Below are 15922 nucleotides of genomic sequence, written 5' to 3'. Positions count from 1 at the left end.
GCCAAGTCGATCCTCCGGATGTTACGTTCCGTGCATGAGCTCCAGCAGTGCGGCCTCCCGACGTGAGGAGAAGGCCGAGTCCACCCCCCGGCCGCCCATGCGGGACGCCCTGGTCTCGGCGGCCTTCCGGTTGTTCCTGGAGCGGGGTTACGAGCAGACCACCGTGGACGACATCGTGGCGCTGGCCGGGGTCGGACGGCGGTCGTTCTTCCGCTACTTCCCGTCCAAGGAGGACGTGGTCTTCCCCGACCACGAGCGCTGCCTGACCGACATGACCGCCTTCCTCGCGGCGAGCCGGGAGTCGGACGAGCCGGTGCGGCGGGTGTGCGACGCGGCCCGGCTGGTGCTGCTGATGTACGCCGAGAACCCCGCCTTCTCCGTGCAGCGCTACCGGCTCACCAAGAAGGTGCCGGGGCTGCGCGCCTACGAGCTGTCGGTGGTGTGGCGCTACGAGCGGGCCCTCGCGGAGTATCTGCGCGGCCGCTTCGCCGGCCGGCCGGACGGCACCCTGCGGGCCGATGTGATCGCCGCGGCCGTGGTGGCGGCGCACAACAACGCGCTGCGCTCGTGGCTGCGCTCCGACGGGCAGGGCGACGCGAGCGCCACGGTGGACCACGCGCTCGGCTGTGTGCAGGCGGCCTTCGGCGAACCGGCCCGGACGGCGCAGGGCGGGGAACGCGCCCGGCCCGCGGCCGTCGCCGAGCAGCCCGACGACGTGGTGGTCGTGGTCGCCCGGCGCGACGCCCCGCTGTGGCGGGTGGTCCAGGAGATCGAGTCCACCCTCGGACGCGGCTAGAGGCGGTCGTCCTCGGTTGAGCGACCCCTCGCTCATATTGGTGGTACGCAGTGCCTTTACGTGTGGCACTGAGTGCCATACGCTGTCCCCGTGCACGGTCGCACGGTGCACCGGGCATGCGTGCGCGGACCGGCCGTGCACGCCGGATTCCGGCCGAGAGCAGGGAGTTGAGCCGCGTGTACCACCACTCAGGAACCGCCGTTTCCCCGGCAGCCCGCTCCGCGGCGGGGGTCCTCGACCACCCGGCCGGTGGCCCCGGGACCGCCGAGCCCAGGGACGCACTGCTCTTCCAGCGCTGCACCTGGTGCGGCACCGCCATGTACCACCGGCTGCTGTGTCCCGTCTGCCGGGGCAGCGAGCTGCGCACCGAGCGCAGCGAGGGCGTCGGCACGGTCCGCCACTCCACGGTGGTGCACCGCAACTCCCCCGCCGCGCGCAACGTCTCCCTGATCGAGATGGCGGAGGGCTTCGTCGTACGGGGGCGGGTGATGGGCCCGCCCATCGGCATCCACAGCGGTGACCGCGTACGGCTGTCCACCACCAAGGACCCGGTGCGCGGGGAGCCGGTCTTCCAGCTGGTCGACGAGCCGTACCGGGCCTGGACCTGACGGCGGCTCACTCGGCGGCCGGCTCCGGCAGGATCTCCCCGGCCCCGACGGGAGCGGGACGGCGCGCTGGCGCTCGTCGTGGGGCTCGCCGCCAACCGGTACTTCGAGACGGGGCGGTGGCCGTGGGCAGGCCTGCCGTTCCGGCGGGCCCGAACAGCGCCTGAAGCATCCGGGGATCGCCCCCGCCGTCGGCCTCGTGCACGGCGTCCAGCGGCTCCTCCACCGGGGGCCGCCACAAGGGCCGCAGGGTGAGGCGGGCACCCCCCGGCGTGCTCGGCGGTGGCATCACCGTGCACCGCGCCGCCGCGGGAGACGACCGGGGTGGCGTGTGACCGCCGGCGGCTCTCCTCCACCTCCAGATCCAGCCGGCCGGCGCCGCCGTTGACCATCACCGCAGGTATCCGTCGTCGCCCTCCCACGGCGCCCTCGGCGAGCAGCGCGCGCACCGTCTTCTGGACGGGGTTGAAGCGGTAGTTGAAGGCGACGGTGAGGGAGTTCCCGGTCTCCCGCACGGTGTCGAGGATGCGCCGGCAGCGCGCGGCGTCGACGGTCATCGGCTTCTCGGTGACGACCCGGCAGCCGGCCCGGAGCGCCGGGACGATGAAGTCCTCCGGGTCCCACTGCGCGGCGGGGGGCGCACCTCGCTCCGGGCCGTCGTCGTCGGCACCGGCCATCGCGCCCGGACCGTCATCCGGGACCTTGCCACCCGCCCCGGCCACCGCGTCGTGGCGCTGTGCGACCCGAGCCCGACCCGGATGGCGTTCCACAACCGCCTGCTCGCCCAGGCGGGCTGGTGCGACTCATGCAGAAAGCCCTTTCCGCGCCGGCCCGTCACAATCCCGCCCAGACGTTCGAAGTTGACGCGATCCGATCCCTCGCACAGACAACCCACAGACGGCGCTCTCCGTCCTCCGATGCGCGAGGGGCCCCCGGGACCGACGGGGTGCCCGCGCACGGGGTTGTAAGGAGAGACCATTGTCACCTGCCCGGTTGCCACTGGCCCGGCGCATAGGCATCGCCGCCACGGCGGTGCTCGCGATGACGGGGGCATCGCCGCTGGCGGCACACGCCGCCGCACCCACTCGGGAGGCGCACGACACCTCGCTGCCGCCCGGCTGGCGGATCACCGACGAACCTGACGGACGCCGCCTCGTGTGGCGCTCCGCGTCCGAAGTACCCATGGGCGACGCCCGCGTGGAGTTCCACGCCGCGGGCCGGCTGCTCGGCGTGCCCGCACCGGAGCGCGACGGCCACACCTTCCGCCTGGACCTGGACACCGCACGCCCGGAGCGGCTGACGGACCTCCAGGTGTGGTCCGGCGGACGCCGTCTGGACGCGCCCGAGGGCAACGCGCACCCCGGTGGGCGCAGTCCGCTCGCCGCCGTACCGCCGGCCGCCCCGCTGCCCGCGGGCGCCGTGGATCCCGGAAGACCCGGCACCTACCGCACGGCCACCGGCGAGTACGACCTGCCGTCCGTGCGCCTGCCCGGCTTCAAGGCACCGGTGGAGATGCGCGCCGTGGTGGTGGCGCCGACCGCCGCCACGGGCCCGCGCCCCGTGGCGCTGTTCCTGCACGGCCGGCACGCCACCTGCTACAAGGGCCAGGAGGCGACCGGCGACTGGCCCTGCCCGGCCGGCACCAAGCCCATCCCCAGCTACCGCGGCTATCTGCGCGACCAGCAACTGCTCGCCTCCCAGGGCTATGTGACCGTGTCGATCTCCGCGAACGGCATCAACGGCCAGGACTGGGCGGCCGAGGACGGCGGCGCGCAGGCCCGCTCCTCGCTGGTCCGGCAGCACCTCGCCCGCTGGGCCGACTGGGCCGCGCACCCGGCCACCGCGCCGGCGGCGGTCCGCAAGGCCCCGAAGGCCGACCTGTCGAAGGTGCTGCTCGTCGGGCACTCACGCGGCGGCGAGGGCGTGAACCGCGCCGCGATGGACAGCCTCTACCCGCCGCCCGCCGCCCAGGACGGCTACCGCGGCCCGGTCCGCTGGCACGTGCGGGGCACGGTCCTGATCGGCCCGACGATCTTCGGCCAGAACCCGGTGCCGGACGTGCCGTCCGCGACGATCCTGCCGGGCTGCGACGGCGACGTGTCCGATCTGCAGGGCGAGGTGTACGTCGACGGCACCCGTGGGGTCAGCCGCGGCCGCGCGCTGCACAGCGCCGTGTACGTGACCGGCGCCAACCACAACTTCTTCAACTCCGAGTGGACGCCCGGCCAGGCCCAGGCGCCCGCCGAGGACGACTTCTGGGACGACGCCGACAACAAGGACCCGGTGTGCTCGCCGGGCACCCGCACCCGGCTGACGGCGGACCAGCAGCACCGGGCCGGGTCGACGTACATCGCCGCGGCCGCGCGGCTGTTCGTCGCCGGCGACGACCGGGTGCGTGACCTGCTCGACGGCACCGGCCGGCGGGCACCGTCCGCGGACCCGGCGCGGGTGCTGACCCACGCGGTGGGCGCGCAGCGCGGCGCCGGCTTCCTGCCGGACGGGAAGGTCACGGTGACCGGCGGCCGGCTGTGCTCGGCGGTGGACCCGAGGCCGGCCGTCGCCTGCCTGGGCGAGGCCGACCACGGCAGCTCGCCGCACTTCGCCCAGTGGGAGACCGGCCGAGAAGCCGGGCGCCGTGCGGTCGCCCTGCGCTGGTCGGCGCCGGGCACCCCGGTCCGGGTGCAGCCAGGGGCTCCGCTGTCCCTGTCCGGCGCCCGGTCGCTGGCGCTGCGTGTCATCGTGCCGCCGAACACCCGGGGCACCCTGCTCGACGTCGCCGTCACCGACAGCCACGGCCGGCGGGCCGTCCTCGGCCGGGTCACCGCCGACGGGCTGCCCGGCAGCGACCGCACCGCCTCCTACTGGGCGCGCGAGCTGCGGGTCCCGCTCACGGCCGCGACCCGCGCCGGTGTGGACCTGCGTCAGGTCAAGTCGCTGGAGCTGATCCCGCGTTCGCGCTCCGGGCGGGCCTGGCTGATGGACGCCTGGGCCTGGCGTCCGGGCACACCCGCGGTCGCGGAGGCCCCGCTCACCCGTGTGGACCTCGGCCGCCTGTCGGTCAAGGAGGGTGACTCCGGGGTGCACACCTACCGGGTCCCGGTCCGAGTGTCTGGGCACGGCAGCGGACAGGTGCGGGTGTACGTCGTCGACCCGGTCACCGGCGAGGCGAAGGACCGCCTGGTGACGGTTCGGCCGGGCGGCCATGACATCGACGTGGCCGTGCGGGTGGAGGGCAACAAGCGCTTCTCCTACGACGTGACGCACGACGTGCTCGTCAAGGCCGTGCACGGCACGGTCGTGGGAGCGCACCGCGGCGGCGTCACGGCCCTCAACGACGACCCGATGCCCAAGGTGTCGGTGACGCCGGTCGCGGACCGGGTGACCGAGGGCCGGCCGCTGCGCTGGAAGGTGACCCTGTCGGAGCCGGCCGACGCCGAGGTCGGCGCCTCCTTCGTGGTGGTGCCGGTGACGGGCGGGGCGGAGCTGTCCACCAAGGACGTCGACCCGGCCTGGCTGAGCGATGCCAGTGGCGCGGAACCGGACCCGGAGCGGCCGCTGTCCCAGGTCGAGTACTTGGGCGTGTGGGCGTCGGTCCCGGCGGGCACAACGAGCACGGAGGTGTCCGTGCCCACCGTCAAGGACACGGTGGCCGAACCCGCCGAGTCCGTGCGCTTCACGGCCACGGACGACTCGGGTGCGCCGCTGCCGGGCGGCCCGGTGCTGACCGGGACGGTCCTGGACGCGTCGTAGCCGACGACAGGCGCCCTGGCCGGCCGCGCGCGGTGCGGCCGGCCAGGGCTCACCCGGTGAGCCTCACGCGGATGCCCACGGTGCCGTCGAGGCCGCGCCGCAGCCGGCTGCCGAGCAGGGTGAGGCGGCCGAGGATGCCGTACTTGCGGGCGATCAGCCCGCGATAGCGGCCCACGGTCGCCGCGTCGGTGATCTCGGCGGTGCCCGGCACCTGCTCGCCCGTGGGGTTGCCGCGCGCGTCGCACGGGCCGACCAGGACGTCGGCGCGGGCCCTGATCCGCTTGACCTTCCACGAGTCGGCGGTGGTCCACACGCCCAGGGTGTCGCCGTCGCGCACCACCCACACCGGGGTGGAGACGGGCGTCCCGTTCCTGCGGTAGCTGGTCAGCAGCAGGTACTTTCCCGCACCGAGCCGGTCCAGGGGCGTGTCGTCGTCCATGCCGGGAAGTCTAGGCGCGGTTATTGCCGGGCGGCGGGGTGCGGTGATGCGCGATCCTGGAGGTGCGGCAAGGGACAGGGGGCGCGGCGTGACCTGGAACCGGGCGGACGGCCGGCGGGCGGACGAGGCACCGCTGGAGGTGGCGTGCGACGAGTCGGGCTCGGACGGCGAGAACCTCGTCGGCGGGAACACCGATGTCTTCGCGCACGCGGGCGTGGCGCTCCCCATCCGCGCGGCCGAGGTCTTCGTGCAGGAGATCCGGGACCGGATCCGCTCCCCCGCCGAGGAGTACAAGGCGAACCATCTGCTGCGGGAGAAGCACCGCGCGGTGCTGGAGTGGCTGCTCGCGCCCGCGGGCCCGCTGGCCGGGCGGGCCCGGGTGCATCTGACGCAGAAGGCGTACTTCGTGGTGGAGCAGGCGGTCCGGCTGCTGCTGGGCGACGGCGACCGGGCGGCGCGGGCCCTGTTCCGGGCGGGGCCGGGTGCCTTCGGTGACGCGTGCTGGCAGGAGTTCCTCGGCGCGGCGAACCGGCTGCTGCGGGTGCGGTACGACGGTGACCCGCGCACGCCCGTGGCCGAGTTCTACCGCGTGGTCGAGCGGATGCGGGAGGCGGAGGATGCGGCCGGCTCGCCGGACGTGCCGGCCCGTCTGGCGGAGACGCGTTCGCGGGCCGAGGCCTATCGGGACCGGCTGCTCGACGGCCCGCCGCTGGTGCCGGTGCTCAATCCGCTCCTGCCGGCGATCGTCCGCACGGCCGCCTCCTGGAGCGACGACGGCCGGCCGGTCCTGCTGGTGCACGACCGGCAGAACATGCTGACCGAGGACCGGATCGCCTGGATCGTGGCGGCCGCCCGCCGCCGCGGCGCCGGTCTGACGGGGCTGCGGCTGGTCGCCGCACGGCAGGACGCGCGGGTGCAGCTCGCCGACTTCCTCGCCGGTGTCGCCCGCAAGATCGCCTCGGACGAGCTGAACGGGCACGGGGACCCGGTACTGACCGCGCTGCTGCGCCCGTTCGTGGCCGCGGAGTCCGTCTGGGGCGACGAGGAGAGCTGGTCCCGGCTCGGCCCGGGCACCGAAATTCCCGGAGTGCCAGCGCGGCTGAATTTCGCCGTCTAGATTGCCTGCTGTCCCCGTATCGTCCCCTTTTCCTCCAGGAGCCGGCCGTGACCGACAGCCCGCGCGCCCGCATCGACACCTCCCAGCCGCACACGGCCCGCATCTGGAACTACTGGCTGGGCGGCGGTGACAACTACGAGGTCGACCGGGCGGCCGGGGACCAGATACGCCAACTGCACCCGGGCATCGGCGAGTACGCGCGGGAGGACCGGCTGTTCCTTGGCCGGGCGGTGCGGCATCTGGTCACCGAGGCGGGCATCCGGCAGTTCCTCGACATCGGCACCGGCCTGCCGTCCGCGGACAACACCCACGAGGTGGCGCAGCGGCACGCCCCGGACGCCCGGATCGTCTACGTCGACAACGACCCGCTGGTGCTGGCCCACGCGCGTGCGCTGCTCTCCAGCACGCCGGAGGGCGTCACCGACTACCTCGACGAGGACCTGCGCAACGTCGACGCGATCCTCGAACACGCCGCGAAGACACTGGACTTCACCCGGCCCATCGGGCTGATGCTGCTCGGCGTGGTCATCTTCGTCGGCGACGACGCGGACCCGTACGGCCTGGTGCGACGGCTGCTGGACGCGCTGCCCTCGGGCAGCCACCTGGTGCTGTCGCACACCGTCACCCACCCGGCGATGCCGGACGTGGACGAGGCGGTGAGGTTCTGGAACGAGCACGGCACGCCCAAGCTCACCCAGCGCAGCCCCGAGGCCGTGGCCCGCTTCTTCGACGGTCTTGAACTGCTGGAGCCGGGCGTGGTGTCGTGCTCGCGCTGGCGTCCCGACGCGACCGACGGGGCCGAGCCGGCGGAGGTGGCCATGTTCGGCGGAGTGGGCCGCAAGCGCTGAACACGGCCGGGCCCGGCGCCGTATGGACAGGGGGCGCGCGCCGACCGGAGCGCCCCGCGGCCGGGCGGCCGCGCGTTCGGGGTTCGGGAGCCAGGCATCATGAGGCACGCACGACGACGGATGGTGAGGCGAGCGGCACGGATGGCGGCCGTCGGCGGGCTCCTGCTGGGCGGGGTCATGGTGACGCGGGCCGTCGCCAGTGAACCGCCCGGCCCGGCCGCCGCCCCGCACACGCTCGCGCAGCCGGCCGGGGAACGGGGTGCCGGCCTGGTCCGCCGGCTCGGCACGGCGCGTACGGCGGGCAGTTGGGTCGGCGCCGACGGGCGGCCGGTCGTCGCCGTCACCGACGGGGGCGCGGCCGCCGAGGTGCGCCGGGCGGGCGTCGAGCCGAAGCTGGTGACGCGCAGCATGGACGAGCTGAAGTCGGCGACGCGCGCGCTGCGTTCGGCTCCCCGGGTGTCCGGCACCGCGTGGGCCGTCGACTACCGCACCAACGAGGTGGTGGTGCGCGGCGACCGGACCGTCTCGGCCGCCGACTGGTCGCGGCTGACGCGACTGGCGCACGGCATCGGCGGTTTCGTGCGGATGGAGCGCACGAACGGCACGTTCACGACGCGGCTGAACGGGGCGCAGCCCATCCTGTCGGCGGGCGGGCGCTGCTCGGCGGGGTTCAACGTGACCGACGGGCGGGCCGACTTCATCCTCACGGCCGGGCACTGCGGGCCGTCCGGTTCGCTGTGGTTCGCCGACAACCGGGCGGAGCGGCAGGTCGGGCAGACCGTCACCTCCGACTTCCCCGGCGCCGACTTCTCCCTGGTGCGCTACGCGAGCGGCCGGGCGGGCGAGGCCGCGGACGTCGTGGCGATCGGCGGCGGCACGGGGGTGCGGATCACGGGCGCGGCGGATCCCGTGGTGGGGCAGCGGGTGTTCCGCAGCGGCAGCACCAGCGGACTGCGCGAGGGGAAGGTGACCGGGCTGGACGCGACCGTCAACTACCCCGAGGGCACGGTCACCGGGCTGATCCAGACCGATGTGTGCGCCGAACCGGGCGACAGCGGCGGCCCGTTGTTCTCCGAGGGCATCGCGCTGGGGGTGACCTCCGGCGGCAGCGGGGACTGCGTCTCGGGCGGTACGACGTTCTTCCAGCCGGTGACGAAGGCGCTGCGGACGCTGGGCGTGCGGCTGATCGTGTCGGCGCAGGCCGCGCCGGGCGGCGGCCCCTCCCCCACGGCGCCTTCCTCGGCGCCCGGTGCGGCGTCGCCGGGCTCGGCGGCGCCGGTGGGCACTGGCGCCGAGGGCACGACGCTGCTGTCCAGGCTGACGGACACCCGCAATACGGGGCCGGGTCTGCTGGTCGTGGCGGGCAGCCTGATCGCGCTGGTGGCGACCCGCTATCTGCGGGCCGAGCAGGACCGCCGGGCGTTTCGCCGTCACTACTCGGCGATGTGGGGCTGACACCTCAGCCGAGGCTGAGCAGGACCGTGGCCAGGGCCGCGCCCAGCAGGCCCGTCACCTGCCTCGGGGTGACCCGTTCCTTGAGGACCGCGAGACCGAGGACGACGGGCACGGCCGGATAGAGGGAGGCGAGCACGACCGCGACCGCCAGCAACTGCCGCTGTGCGGCGAGCAGATAGAGGATCAGGCCGAGGGCCGCGCCGGCCCCGACGAGCAGCGCCTGGCAGGCGAGTGCGGGGCGCAGCCGCGGCGGATGCCGTACGGCGCCGGGCAGCAGCATCAGGACCGCGGCGAGGCGTCCGGCGGCCACCGGCCACAGCCCGCTGTCCGGACCGGCCTGCCCGAGGGCCAGGTACTGGACGGCGACGCCCGCGCTGGCGAGCAGTCCGTCGCGCACCCCCGTGCCGGGCGCCGCCGCTCCCCCGGCGACGAGCCACAGGGCCGGCACGGCGGCGGCGATGCCGAGCCAGGCGACGGGCCCCGGGCGGTCCCCGAGGAGCAGCACCCCGCACAGCACCGACAGCGCGACGGAGGTGACGGCGCTCACGGGCACGACGACGCTCATGGCGCCGCGGCTGAGCCCGCGGTTGAGGCAGAGCATGGCGGCGGCGCTGCCCATCCCGGACAGGGCGCCCCAGGCCAGGTCGGCGGGGGCGGTGGAGGTGGCGGACATCACCCATGCGGCCAGGCCGGCGAGCAGCAGCCCGCCGGCCTGGCCGAGGAAGGTCACGGCGCGGAACGAAGCGCGCCTGGAGAGGAGGCCGCCGGCGAAGTCGACGACTCCGTAGGTCAGGGCCGAGGTCAGAGCGAGAAGGGCACCCACCCGGTCAGGGGTGCCCCGTGAGGATGCCGGGATGCGCGGCGGGTGGCGGTCAGGCGGCGCTCAGGCCGCGTTCACCGGCCGGTGGGCCGCTGCGGCCCACTCCAGGACGAGGCGCTGGTACTCCTCGCGCTGCTCGCCGGTCAGTGTCCCGCCCGACCGGAGCCACAGGGCCCGGATCTCCTCGTTGACCTCCGCGGCCGATCGCTCGGAGGCGGGTTCAACAGTGGTGGACATGCTGTGAAGCATACGGCGCCGCAGGTGAAGGCGCTGTGAGTAAGGCCACGCAGTACGGACATATCGGACGTGTCAATGATCACGTCCATACGGGGCGACGAAAGGGGGCGGCCGTCTTCGCGCCGCCCCCGGTCGCTGCTGTCAGGTGCCGGGCTTGCGGCCGTAGACGAAGACGTCGTCGCCGTTCTTGAGCAGCGACCAGTACTTCTTGGCGTCGGTCTTCGTCATGTTGACGCAGCCGTGCGAGCCGGGCGGGTTCCACATGCTCACGCCGACCGAGTGGAAGGCCTGGCCGCCGTCGAAGAACTGGCTGTAGGGCATGGCCACGTGGTAGAGGCTGGAGACGTGGTCGATGTCCCGCCAGTAGATCTTCTTCAGACCGGTGCGGGTCTCGTAGCCGTCGCGGCCGGTGCGCACCGGGACCGGGCCGTAGACGAGCTTCTTGCCGTCCTGGATCCAGCTGAGCTGGAGGGTGAGGTCGACGCAGGCGATGCGGCCCTTGTTCACGGGGCACTTGCCCGCCTTGTTGGGGTTCTTCCCCACGGCCTTCTGCTTGTTCATCAGGTCCATCACGCCCCAGGTGACGGGCCCGGCGTAGCCGATGTTCGGCGTGATGCCGTGTCTGGTCTGGAAGGCCTGGATGGCCTTGCAGTCGGCGGACGACTGCTTGCCGTCCACCGGGCGGCCGAGGAACTTCTCGACCTGCTTCTGGTAGGGGCCGGTGCTGCTGGTGCAGCTCGGCGCGGCCTGCGCCGGCGCGGCGGCGCCGATCGCGAGTGTGAGCGGCGCCACCAGTCCGGCGACTCCGAGAGCGACGGCCCCCCGACGGCCTATGTCCCTCATATCCGGTATCTCCCTTGCGTGTCCTGCAATCTCTGCCAGGTAGACCGGCCGAGGGGGGAGTTGGTTGCAGGGACAGGTCAGGCTGTGACGAATCGGTGAACTTCCGGTCCGTCCAGCCGGCCGGCCGCGAGCCTGCGGCCGAAGGCGACGAGGAGCAGGTCCTGTGCGGCGCCGCGCAGCGGGGAGCCGCTGCCGACGAGTTCGCGGTCGGTGTGGGCGGCCACGTCGCGGTGGGCGCGTCGCGGTGGGCGAGCCGGTCGGTCGTACGGTGCAAGCTGCCGCGCGCGGCGAGCAGTTCGCGCAGGACGCGCGGGCGGGAGCGGCGGAAGCCCATCGGCTCGGCGTGGCCGTCGTACCGGGACTCCCGAAGGACGCGGGGCTGCGGGCGTGGCGGGTCGACGAGGTACGGGCGCGGGGGCGGGTGGCGCTGGTGTGGCGGTCCGAGGGACCGGTCTCACCGGTCGCGCGCTCACTGCTCGGCCGGTCCGGGCGGCGCTGGCGTAGCCGCCGGATCCACCGCGACGCGCCGGACCTGCCGCAGGCCGCCACACGCCACCCGTCACCCGGCCGGTCAGCGGTAGCCGGTGACGTCCGCCGGCTTGCCCGCGTCCTGCACCTCGACCAGGTAGCGCCAGGCGTCGGGGCGGCTGCCGTCGAGGTCGGTGAAGCCGTACTCCTGGGCCAGGCCGCCGCTGGAGAGCGAACGGCCGTTGAAGCGGGCCACGTCCGGGTCGGCGGCCAGCGCCGCGACCGCGCGGCCGACGTAGCGCGGGGACTCGGAGATCGCGAAGTGCGGGACGCGGTCGAGGGCGTCGCGCCAGTTGTCCTCGGTCACGCCGAAATGGTCGAGCATCATCTCCGAGCGCAGCCATCCCGGGGTGAGGGCGACGGCTGTGGCGCCGCGCGGGCCGAGTTCGTGGCCGAGGCAGAAGCCCATGCGCAGGACGGCGTTCTTGGCGAGGTCGTAGAACAGGTTGTTGCGGTAGTTGTCGCGGTTGTACTCGGCGGTCCCGTCGGTCATCTCCACGACCAGCCCGCCGGGGCGGCGCAGCAGCAGGGGCAGGGCGTGGTGGCTGGTGATCGCGTGGGTGTCCACCGCGAGCCGCAGCATCCGCAGCCCGTTGTCGAGGTCGTGCTCCCATACGGGTGCGTCGAACTCGAAGAGCTTCTCGCCGCCCCAGATGTCGTTGACGAGGACGTTGAGCCGGCCCCGCTCGTCGTCGATCCGGTCGACCACGGCGCGGACCTGGGCGGGGTCCAGATGGTCGGCGGGTACGGCGATGCCCTGGCCGCCGGCCTGTGTGACCAGGTCGGCGGTGTCCTCGATGGTCTCGGGACGGTCGTACTCGGAGCGCCGGGCGCGAGTGGTGCGGCCGGTGACGTACACGGTGGCGCCGGCCGCGCCGAGTTCCAGCGCGATCCCGCGCCCCGCGCCCCGCGTGGCCCCGGCGACCAGCGCCACCTTGCCGTCCAGCGGACGTGACATGTCCGGCCTCCTGTTTCCCTGGGTGAGGTGTCGTCCCCGAGGGTGCCGTGGAAGCCGGACATCTTCTGTCAGGATTCGCGGGCCGTCACTCGCTCAGCTTCTCCCGGAGCCGGGCGTCGTCGGCGAGGAACCAGATGTGGCCGCCCTGGTTGGTCTCGTGCACGAAGTCGCGCAGGGCGGTGCTCCCGGCGACGTGCCGGGAGATGTCGCCGACGACGGCGAGACGGATCCGGTAGGTGACGAACTTCTGCATGACCGCGCCCGCCAGCCCCGAGCGGAGCCGGAAGAACTCCTCCGGCACCCGTTCGACGGGCACCGCGACCAGCTGAGCGCCCTGCCCCATCGCGTCGCCGATCAGATCGAGCGCGGCACGCTCACCGTCGAGGAGGGGGCCTCGGGGGCGCAGCGCAGGACGCGTACGCCGTGCACGGTTTCCAGCGTGGTCATGGTCATGCGGGTGATCCTAGGAGCGGGGCGCGGGCAGGCGCCCGCCAATAACCGCCCCCCTCGCTCAGTGGCCCCGCTCGATCCACTCCTGCAGGTGGGGGGCCTCGGCGCCGATGGTGGTGGCGTCGCCGTGTCCGGTGAGCACCTTCGTCTCCGGCGGCAGCGTCAGCAGGCGGTCGCGCAGGGAGGTGATGATCGTCGGGAAATGCGAGTAGGAGCGCCCGGTCGCGCCCGGTCCGCCCTGGAAGAGGGTGTCGCCGGTGAAGACGGCGCCGAGGCCCGGGTCGTGCAGGCACACCGCGCCCGGTGCGTGCCCGGGGGTGTGCAGCACGGTGAGGTCGGTGCCGGCGGCCTCGATGACCTGCCCGTCGACCAGGTGCGCGTCGGGGTCGCGGTCGGGGTGGGTGAGCTTCCACAGCGGCAGGTCGTCGGGGTGCAGCCAGATCACGGCTCCGGTGCGGTCGGCGAGGGCCGGCGCGGCGTTCACATGGTCGTTGTGGGCGTGGGTGCACACGATCGCGGTGAGGCGGCGGTCGCCGACGGCCGCGGCGATGGCGTCGGCGTCGTGAGCGGCGTCGATGACGATCGCCTCGTGGTCGTCGCCGACGATCCACACGTTGTTGTCGACGTCCCAGGTGCCGCCGTCGAGCGTGAACCGCCCCGAGGTGACGAGGCGTTCGATGCGGGCGGCCATCACAGCACCACCACCGAGCGCAGCACGTCGCCGTGGTGCATCCGCTCGAACGCCTGCTCCACCTCGTCGAGCCGGATCGTCTCGGTGACGAACGTGTCCAGCGGCAGCCGCCCCTGCAGATGCAGGTCGATCAGCATCGGGAAGTCCCGGGAGGGCAGACAGTCGCCGTACCAGCTCGACTTCAGGGCTCCGCCACGGCCGAAGACGTCCAGCAGCGGCAGTTCGAGCTTCATCTCGGGCGTGGGGACCCCGACGAGGACGACGGTGCCGGCGAGGTCCCGGGCGTAGAAGGCCTGGGTGTACGTCTCGGGGCGGCCGACGGCCTCGATGACGACGTCGGCGCCGAAACCGCCGGTCAGCTCGCGGACGGCCGCGACCGGATCGGTCTCCTTGGAGTTCACGGTGTGGGTGGCGCCCAGGGTGCGGGCGGTGGCCAGCTTGCGGTCGTCGATGTCGACGGCGATGATCCGGCCGGCGCCTGCCAGGTGCGCCCCGGCGATCGCCGCGCCGCCGACGCCGCCGCACCCGATGACGGCGACCGAGTCGCCCCGGGTGACCCCGCCGGTGTTGATCGCCGCGCCGATCCCGGCCATCACGCCGCAGCCGAGCAGTCCGGCGACGGCCGGGGAGACCGACGGGTCGACCTTGGTGCACTGGCCGGCGGCGACGAGGGTCTTCTCGGCGAACGCGCCGATGCCGAGCGCCGGGGACAGCTCCCGGCCCGTGCCGGCGAGCGTCATCTTCTGCTCGGCGTTGTGGGTGTCGAAGCAGTACCAGGGCCGACCGCGCAGACACGCCCGGCACTGCCCGCACACCGCACGCCAGTTGAGGACCACGAAGTCGCCGGGTTCGACGTCGGTGACGCCCTCGCCGACGGACTCGACCACGCCGGCCGCCTCGTGCCCGAGCAGGAAGGGGAAGTCGTCGCTGATCCCGCCCTGCTTGTAGTGCAGGTCGGTGTGGCAGACCCCGCAGGCCTGGACGCGGACCACGGCCTCCCCGGGCCCGGGATCGGGCACGACGATCGTCTCGATGCGCACCGGCTCACCCTTGCCCGGCGCGATCACGCCGCGTACTTCCTGCGCCATGCTGCTCCATCCTTCCCTCGGCGGGGGCATTCGTGCCGGTTCACGACCCTACGCGTGATCAAGCGCCGTGGGGCCGAGGACGGGACAGGAAGAGGACGAGGACATGAAGAGGGGCGACATGATGAGAGGCCGCCCGTCGGGGCGGCCCCTCGTCGGGCGGTGCCGCGGTCTCAGCCGACGGCGGGGAGCAGACCGGTCACCGGGGCGACCAGGTCGGTGACCTGGTGCAGCTCGTTCAGCTTGTTGAGCTCGTTCGCCTGGTTCAGCGAAGCCAACTGCTGCGACACCCGGGGAATGTCGGCCTTGTGCTCGGCCGGGATCTCGCTGGTGGCGAGTGAGTCGAGCAGGGCGATCGGGTTCAGCTGTTCGGCGCCCAGGACGCCGGCGTTCGCCGAGGGGGCGGCGAGGCCGGCGATCCCGGCGGCGAGTGCGGCGGCGGCGACGATACGACGAGTGGAGATCATGCCTTCAGCAACGGCCGGAGGGGCCCGGTGGACACGGGCACGCCGGTCCGCTCACCCGTCAGGCGCAGCACCCGGGCTGCGCTTGCCGAGTCCGGCGGGGCGGAGGAGCCTTTTGCGTAGGCCCCGTGCGGCCCGTCCCCCTCTCGGGCCGCGGCCTGGCAAGGAGGTCACCATGGGCACCACGGCACAGTCCGCCTTCGACACGGACACTCTGCGCAGGGGCATCGAGGGCGACACCGCCGAGACGCTGCTGTCCCTCTACGCGGACGACGCGGAGATCCGCCTCGTGAACCGCAACGCTCAGCCCAGCAACCCGGCGGTGCTGCACGGCCGGGACGAGATCCGCGAGATGCTCGACGACGTCTACAGCCGTGACATGACGCACAAGCTGGAGCAGTGCGTGGTGCAGGGCGACCACGCGGCCTACTGCGAGTCCTGCCAGTACCCGGACGGCACCCGCGTGCTGTCGGAGTCGATGATCACCCTGCGGGACGGCAAGATCTCCCAGCAGATCATGATCGAGGCGTGGGACGAGTAACGAGGCGACGGGCGACGGTCCAGGTCAGCTCCCGGTTGACCTGGACCTTCTCGGCACGGGCGGGCCTCGGAGGCGGGGGCTCGGTCCGCCGGGACCCGGTCCGCGCCGGGGTGGTGCGGCTGCGGCTTCCCCCGCCGGTCGCCGCGGTGGGCCGGCGCGCGTCCGCCGTCGTGCTGCGCACGGTGGTCACCGCGCTCCGCCCCCGGCTGCGCCCCGCACCGGTGCGGGCCGTACGCCGCCGGCGCCCGGGGAGATGAGCGGCGCCGGACGGTGGCCGCAGGGCCGGGGCGGCCCC

At 73.7% G+C, this 15922-nt stretch carries 18 protein-coding genes; 8 read left to right on the top strand and 10 right to left on the bottom strand.

The window, feature by feature from the left end; translation table 11 throughout:
• The first annotated feature begins 34 nt into the window (after nucleotides 1–34).
• The 3 genes from C3489_RS13600 (at nucleotide 35) to C3489_RS13580 (ending at nucleotide 5151) form a co-directional block, all read left to right on the top strand.
• Nucleotides 35–796, top strand: coding sequence for a TetR family transcriptional regulator (locus C3489_RS13600; RefSeq protein WP_103782037.1), 762 nt, complete (start codon nucleotides 35–37; stop codon nucleotides 794–796).
• A gap of 176 nt (nucleotides 797–972) precedes the next feature.
• Nucleotides 973–1404 carry a Zn-ribbon domain-containing OB-fold protein gene (locus C3489_RS13595; protein WP_103782036.1) on the top strand — a complete coding sequence of 144 codons (432 nt, stop codon included), beginning with the start codon at nucleotides 973–975 and terminating at the stop codon, nucleotides 1402–1404.
• 1038 nt (nucleotides 1405–2442) lie between these two features.
• The gene (locus tag C3489_RS13580) at nucleotides 2443–5151 is read left to right on the top strand and encodes a hypothetical protein (RefSeq protein WP_258054687.1); all 2709 of its coding nucleotides are present in this window, start codon (nucleotides 2443–2445) and stop codon (nucleotides 5149–5151) included.
• Nucleotides 5152–5200: 49 nt separating this feature from the next.
• Here C3489_RS13580 and C3489_RS13575 read toward each other — a convergent pair whose 3' ends face one another.
• A complete protein-coding gene (locus C3489_RS13575) occupies nucleotides 5201–5590 on the bottom strand; it encodes a PPOX class F420-dependent oxidoreductase (protein ID WP_103782034.1) in 390 nt (129 codons plus the stop codon).
• Between the two features lie 88 nt (nucleotides 5591–5678).
• Between C3489_RS13575 and C3489_RS13570 the strand changes: the two genes are divergently transcribed.
• The 3 genes from C3489_RS13570 (at nucleotide 5679) to C3489_RS13560 (ending at nucleotide 9010) form a co-directional block, all read left to right on the top strand.
• Nucleotides 5679–6707: a hypothetical protein gene (locus tag C3489_RS13570; RefSeq protein WP_103782033.1), complete on the top strand. Its 1029-nt coding sequence runs from the start codon at nucleotides 5679–5681 to the stop codon at nucleotides 6705–6707.
• A gap of 47 nt (nucleotides 6708–6754) precedes the next feature.
• Nucleotides 6755–7555 (top strand): SAM-dependent methyltransferase, encoded by an 801-nt coding sequence (locus C3489_RS13565; protein ID WP_103782032.1) that lies wholly within the window; start codon nucleotides 6755–6757, stop codon nucleotides 7553–7555.
• A 99-nt stretch (nucleotides 7556–7654) separates the two neighbouring features.
• Entirely contained in the window at nucleotides 7655–9010 is a 1356-nt protein-coding gene (locus tag C3489_RS13560) for a S1 family peptidase (RefSeq protein ID WP_103782031.1), read from the top strand.
• A 4-nt stretch (nucleotides 9011–9014) separates the two neighbouring features.
• Here C3489_RS13560 and C3489_RS13555 read toward each other — a convergent pair whose 3' ends face one another.
• The 9 genes from C3489_RS13555 to C3489_RS13520 form a co-directional block, all read right to left on the bottom strand.
• A complete protein-coding gene (locus C3489_RS13555; RefSeq protein ID WP_103782030.1) occupies nucleotides 9015–9833 on the bottom strand; it encodes a DMT family transporter in 819 nt (272 codons plus the stop codon).
• A gap of 60 nt (nucleotides 9834–9893) precedes the next feature.
• Entirely contained in the window at nucleotides 9894–10079 is a 186-nt protein-coding gene (locus tag C3489_RS13550) for a hypothetical protein (RefSeq protein WP_103782029.1), read from the bottom strand.
• A 129-nt stretch (nucleotides 10080–10208) separates the two neighbouring features.
• Nucleotides 10209–10910, bottom strand: a complete 702-nt coding sequence (locus tag C3489_RS13545; RefSeq protein ID WP_103782028.1) for a L,D-transpeptidase — start codon at nucleotides 10908–10910, stop codon at nucleotides 10209–10211.
• Between the two features lie 77 nt (nucleotides 10911–10987).
• A complete protein-coding gene (locus tag C3489_RS38670; protein ID WP_181139659.1) occupies nucleotides 10988–11134 on the bottom strand; it encodes a hypothetical protein in 147 nt (48 codons plus the stop codon).
• Between the two features lie 347 nt (nucleotides 11135–11481).
• Nucleotides 11482–12396 (bottom strand): SDR family oxidoreductase, encoded by a 915-nt coding sequence (locus tag C3489_RS13540; RefSeq protein ID WP_103782027.1) that lies wholly within the window; start codon nucleotides 12394–12396, stop codon nucleotides 11482–11484.
• A gap of 85 nt (nucleotides 12397–12481) precedes the next feature.
• Entirely contained in the window at nucleotides 12482–12739 is a 258-nt protein-coding gene (locus tag C3489_RS13535) for a DUF4180 domain-containing protein (protein WP_374936738.1), read from the bottom strand.
• A gap of 168 nt (nucleotides 12740–12907) precedes the next feature.
• Nucleotides 12908–13537: an MBL fold metallo-hydrolase gene (locus C3489_RS13530; protein WP_103782026.1), complete on the bottom strand. Its 630-nt coding sequence runs from the start codon at nucleotides 13535–13537 to the stop codon at nucleotides 12908–12910.
• Complete coding sequence (locus tag C3489_RS13525) at nucleotides 13537–14625, bottom strand: S-(hydroxymethyl)mycothiol dehydrogenase (RefSeq protein ID WP_103782025.1); 1089 nt, start codon at nucleotides 14623–14625, stop codon at nucleotides 13537–13539. The genes C3489_RS13530 and C3489_RS13525 overlap by 1 nt, the downstream gene beginning before the upstream one ends.
• 170 nt (nucleotides 14626–14795) lie before the next feature.
• The gene (locus tag C3489_RS13520; protein WP_103782024.1) at nucleotides 14796–15089 is read right to left on the bottom strand and encodes a hypothetical protein; all 294 of its coding nucleotides are present in this window, start codon (nucleotides 15087–15089) and stop codon (nucleotides 14796–14798) included.
• 172 nt (nucleotides 15090–15261) lie between these two features.
• Here C3489_RS13520 and C3489_RS13515 point away from each other — a divergent pair, with 172 nt between their 5' ends.
• Both C3489_RS13515 and C3489_RS13510 read left to right on the top strand, forming a co-directional pair.
• A complete protein-coding gene (locus tag C3489_RS13515) occupies nucleotides 15262–15627 on the top strand; it encodes a nuclear transport factor 2 family protein (protein WP_103782023.1) in 366 nt (121 codons plus the stop codon).
• Nucleotides 15615–15884: a hypothetical protein gene (locus C3489_RS13510; protein ID WP_146075316.1), complete on the top strand. Its 270-nt coding sequence runs from the start codon at nucleotides 15615–15617 to the stop codon at nucleotides 15882–15884. The genes C3489_RS13515 and C3489_RS13510 overlap by 13 nt, the downstream gene beginning before the upstream one ends.
• Nucleotides 15885–15922: the final 38 nt, after the last annotated feature.

Source organism: Streptomyces sp. Ru71, assembly GCF_002920535.1.
Classification (GTDB): Bacteria; Actinomycetota; Actinomycetes; order Streptomycetales; family Streptomycetaceae; genus Streptomyces.
Note: the sequence above shows the minus strand (reverse complement) of the source record. Positions and strands in the feature narration are given on the sequence as shown.

Excerpts from the sequence above, each read along its gene's own strand:
- C3489_RS13575 (WP_103782034.1), bottom strand. The coding sequence starts at position 5,590 with ATGGACGACGACACGCCCCTGGACCGGCTCGGTGCGGGAAAGTACCTG.
- C3489_RS13535 (WP_374936738.1), bottom strand. The coding sequence starts at position 12,739 with ATGGGGCAGGGCGCTCAGCTGGTCGCGGTGCCCGTCGAACGGGTGCCG.
- C3489_RS13550 (WP_103782029.1), bottom strand. The coding sequence starts at position 10,079 with ATGCTTCACAGCATGTCCACCACTGTTGAACCCGCCTCCGAGCGATCG.
- C3489_RS13600 (WP_103782037.1), top strand. The coding sequence starts at position 35 with ATGAGCTCCAGCAGTGCGGCCTCCCGACGTGAGGAGAAGGCCGAGTCC.
- C3489_RS13520 (WP_103782024.1), bottom strand. The coding sequence starts at position 15,089 with ATGATCTCCACTCGTCGTATCGTCGCCGCCGCCGCACTCGCCGCCGGG.
- C3489_RS13515 (WP_103782023.1), top strand. The coding sequence starts at position 15,262 with ATGGGCACCACGGCACAGTCCGCCTTCGACACGGACACTCTGCGCAGG.
- C3489_RS13540 (WP_103782027.1), bottom strand. The coding sequence starts at position 12,396 with ATGTCACGTCCGCTGGACGGCAAGGTGGCGCTGGTCGCCGGGGCCACG.
- C3489_RS13525 (WP_103782025.1), bottom strand. The coding sequence starts at position 14,625 with ATGGCGCAGGAAGTACGCGGCGTGATCGCGCCGGGCAAGGGTGAGCCG.
- C3489_RS13530 (WP_103782026.1), bottom strand. The coding sequence starts at position 13,537 with ATGGCCGCCCGCATCGAACGCCTCGTCACCTCGGGGCGGTTCACGCTC.
- C3489_RS13560 (WP_103782031.1), top strand. The coding sequence starts at position 7,655 with ATGAGGCACGCACGACGACGGATGGTGAGGCGAGCGGCACGGATGGCG.
- C3489_RS13580 (WP_258054687.1), top strand. The coding sequence starts at position 2,443 with ATGACGGGGGCATCGCCGCTGGCGGCACACGCCGCCGCACCCACTCGG.
- C3489_RS13545 (WP_103782028.1), bottom strand. The coding sequence starts at position 10,910 with ATGAGGGACATAGGCCGTCGGGGGGCCGTCGCTCTCGGAGTCGCCGGA.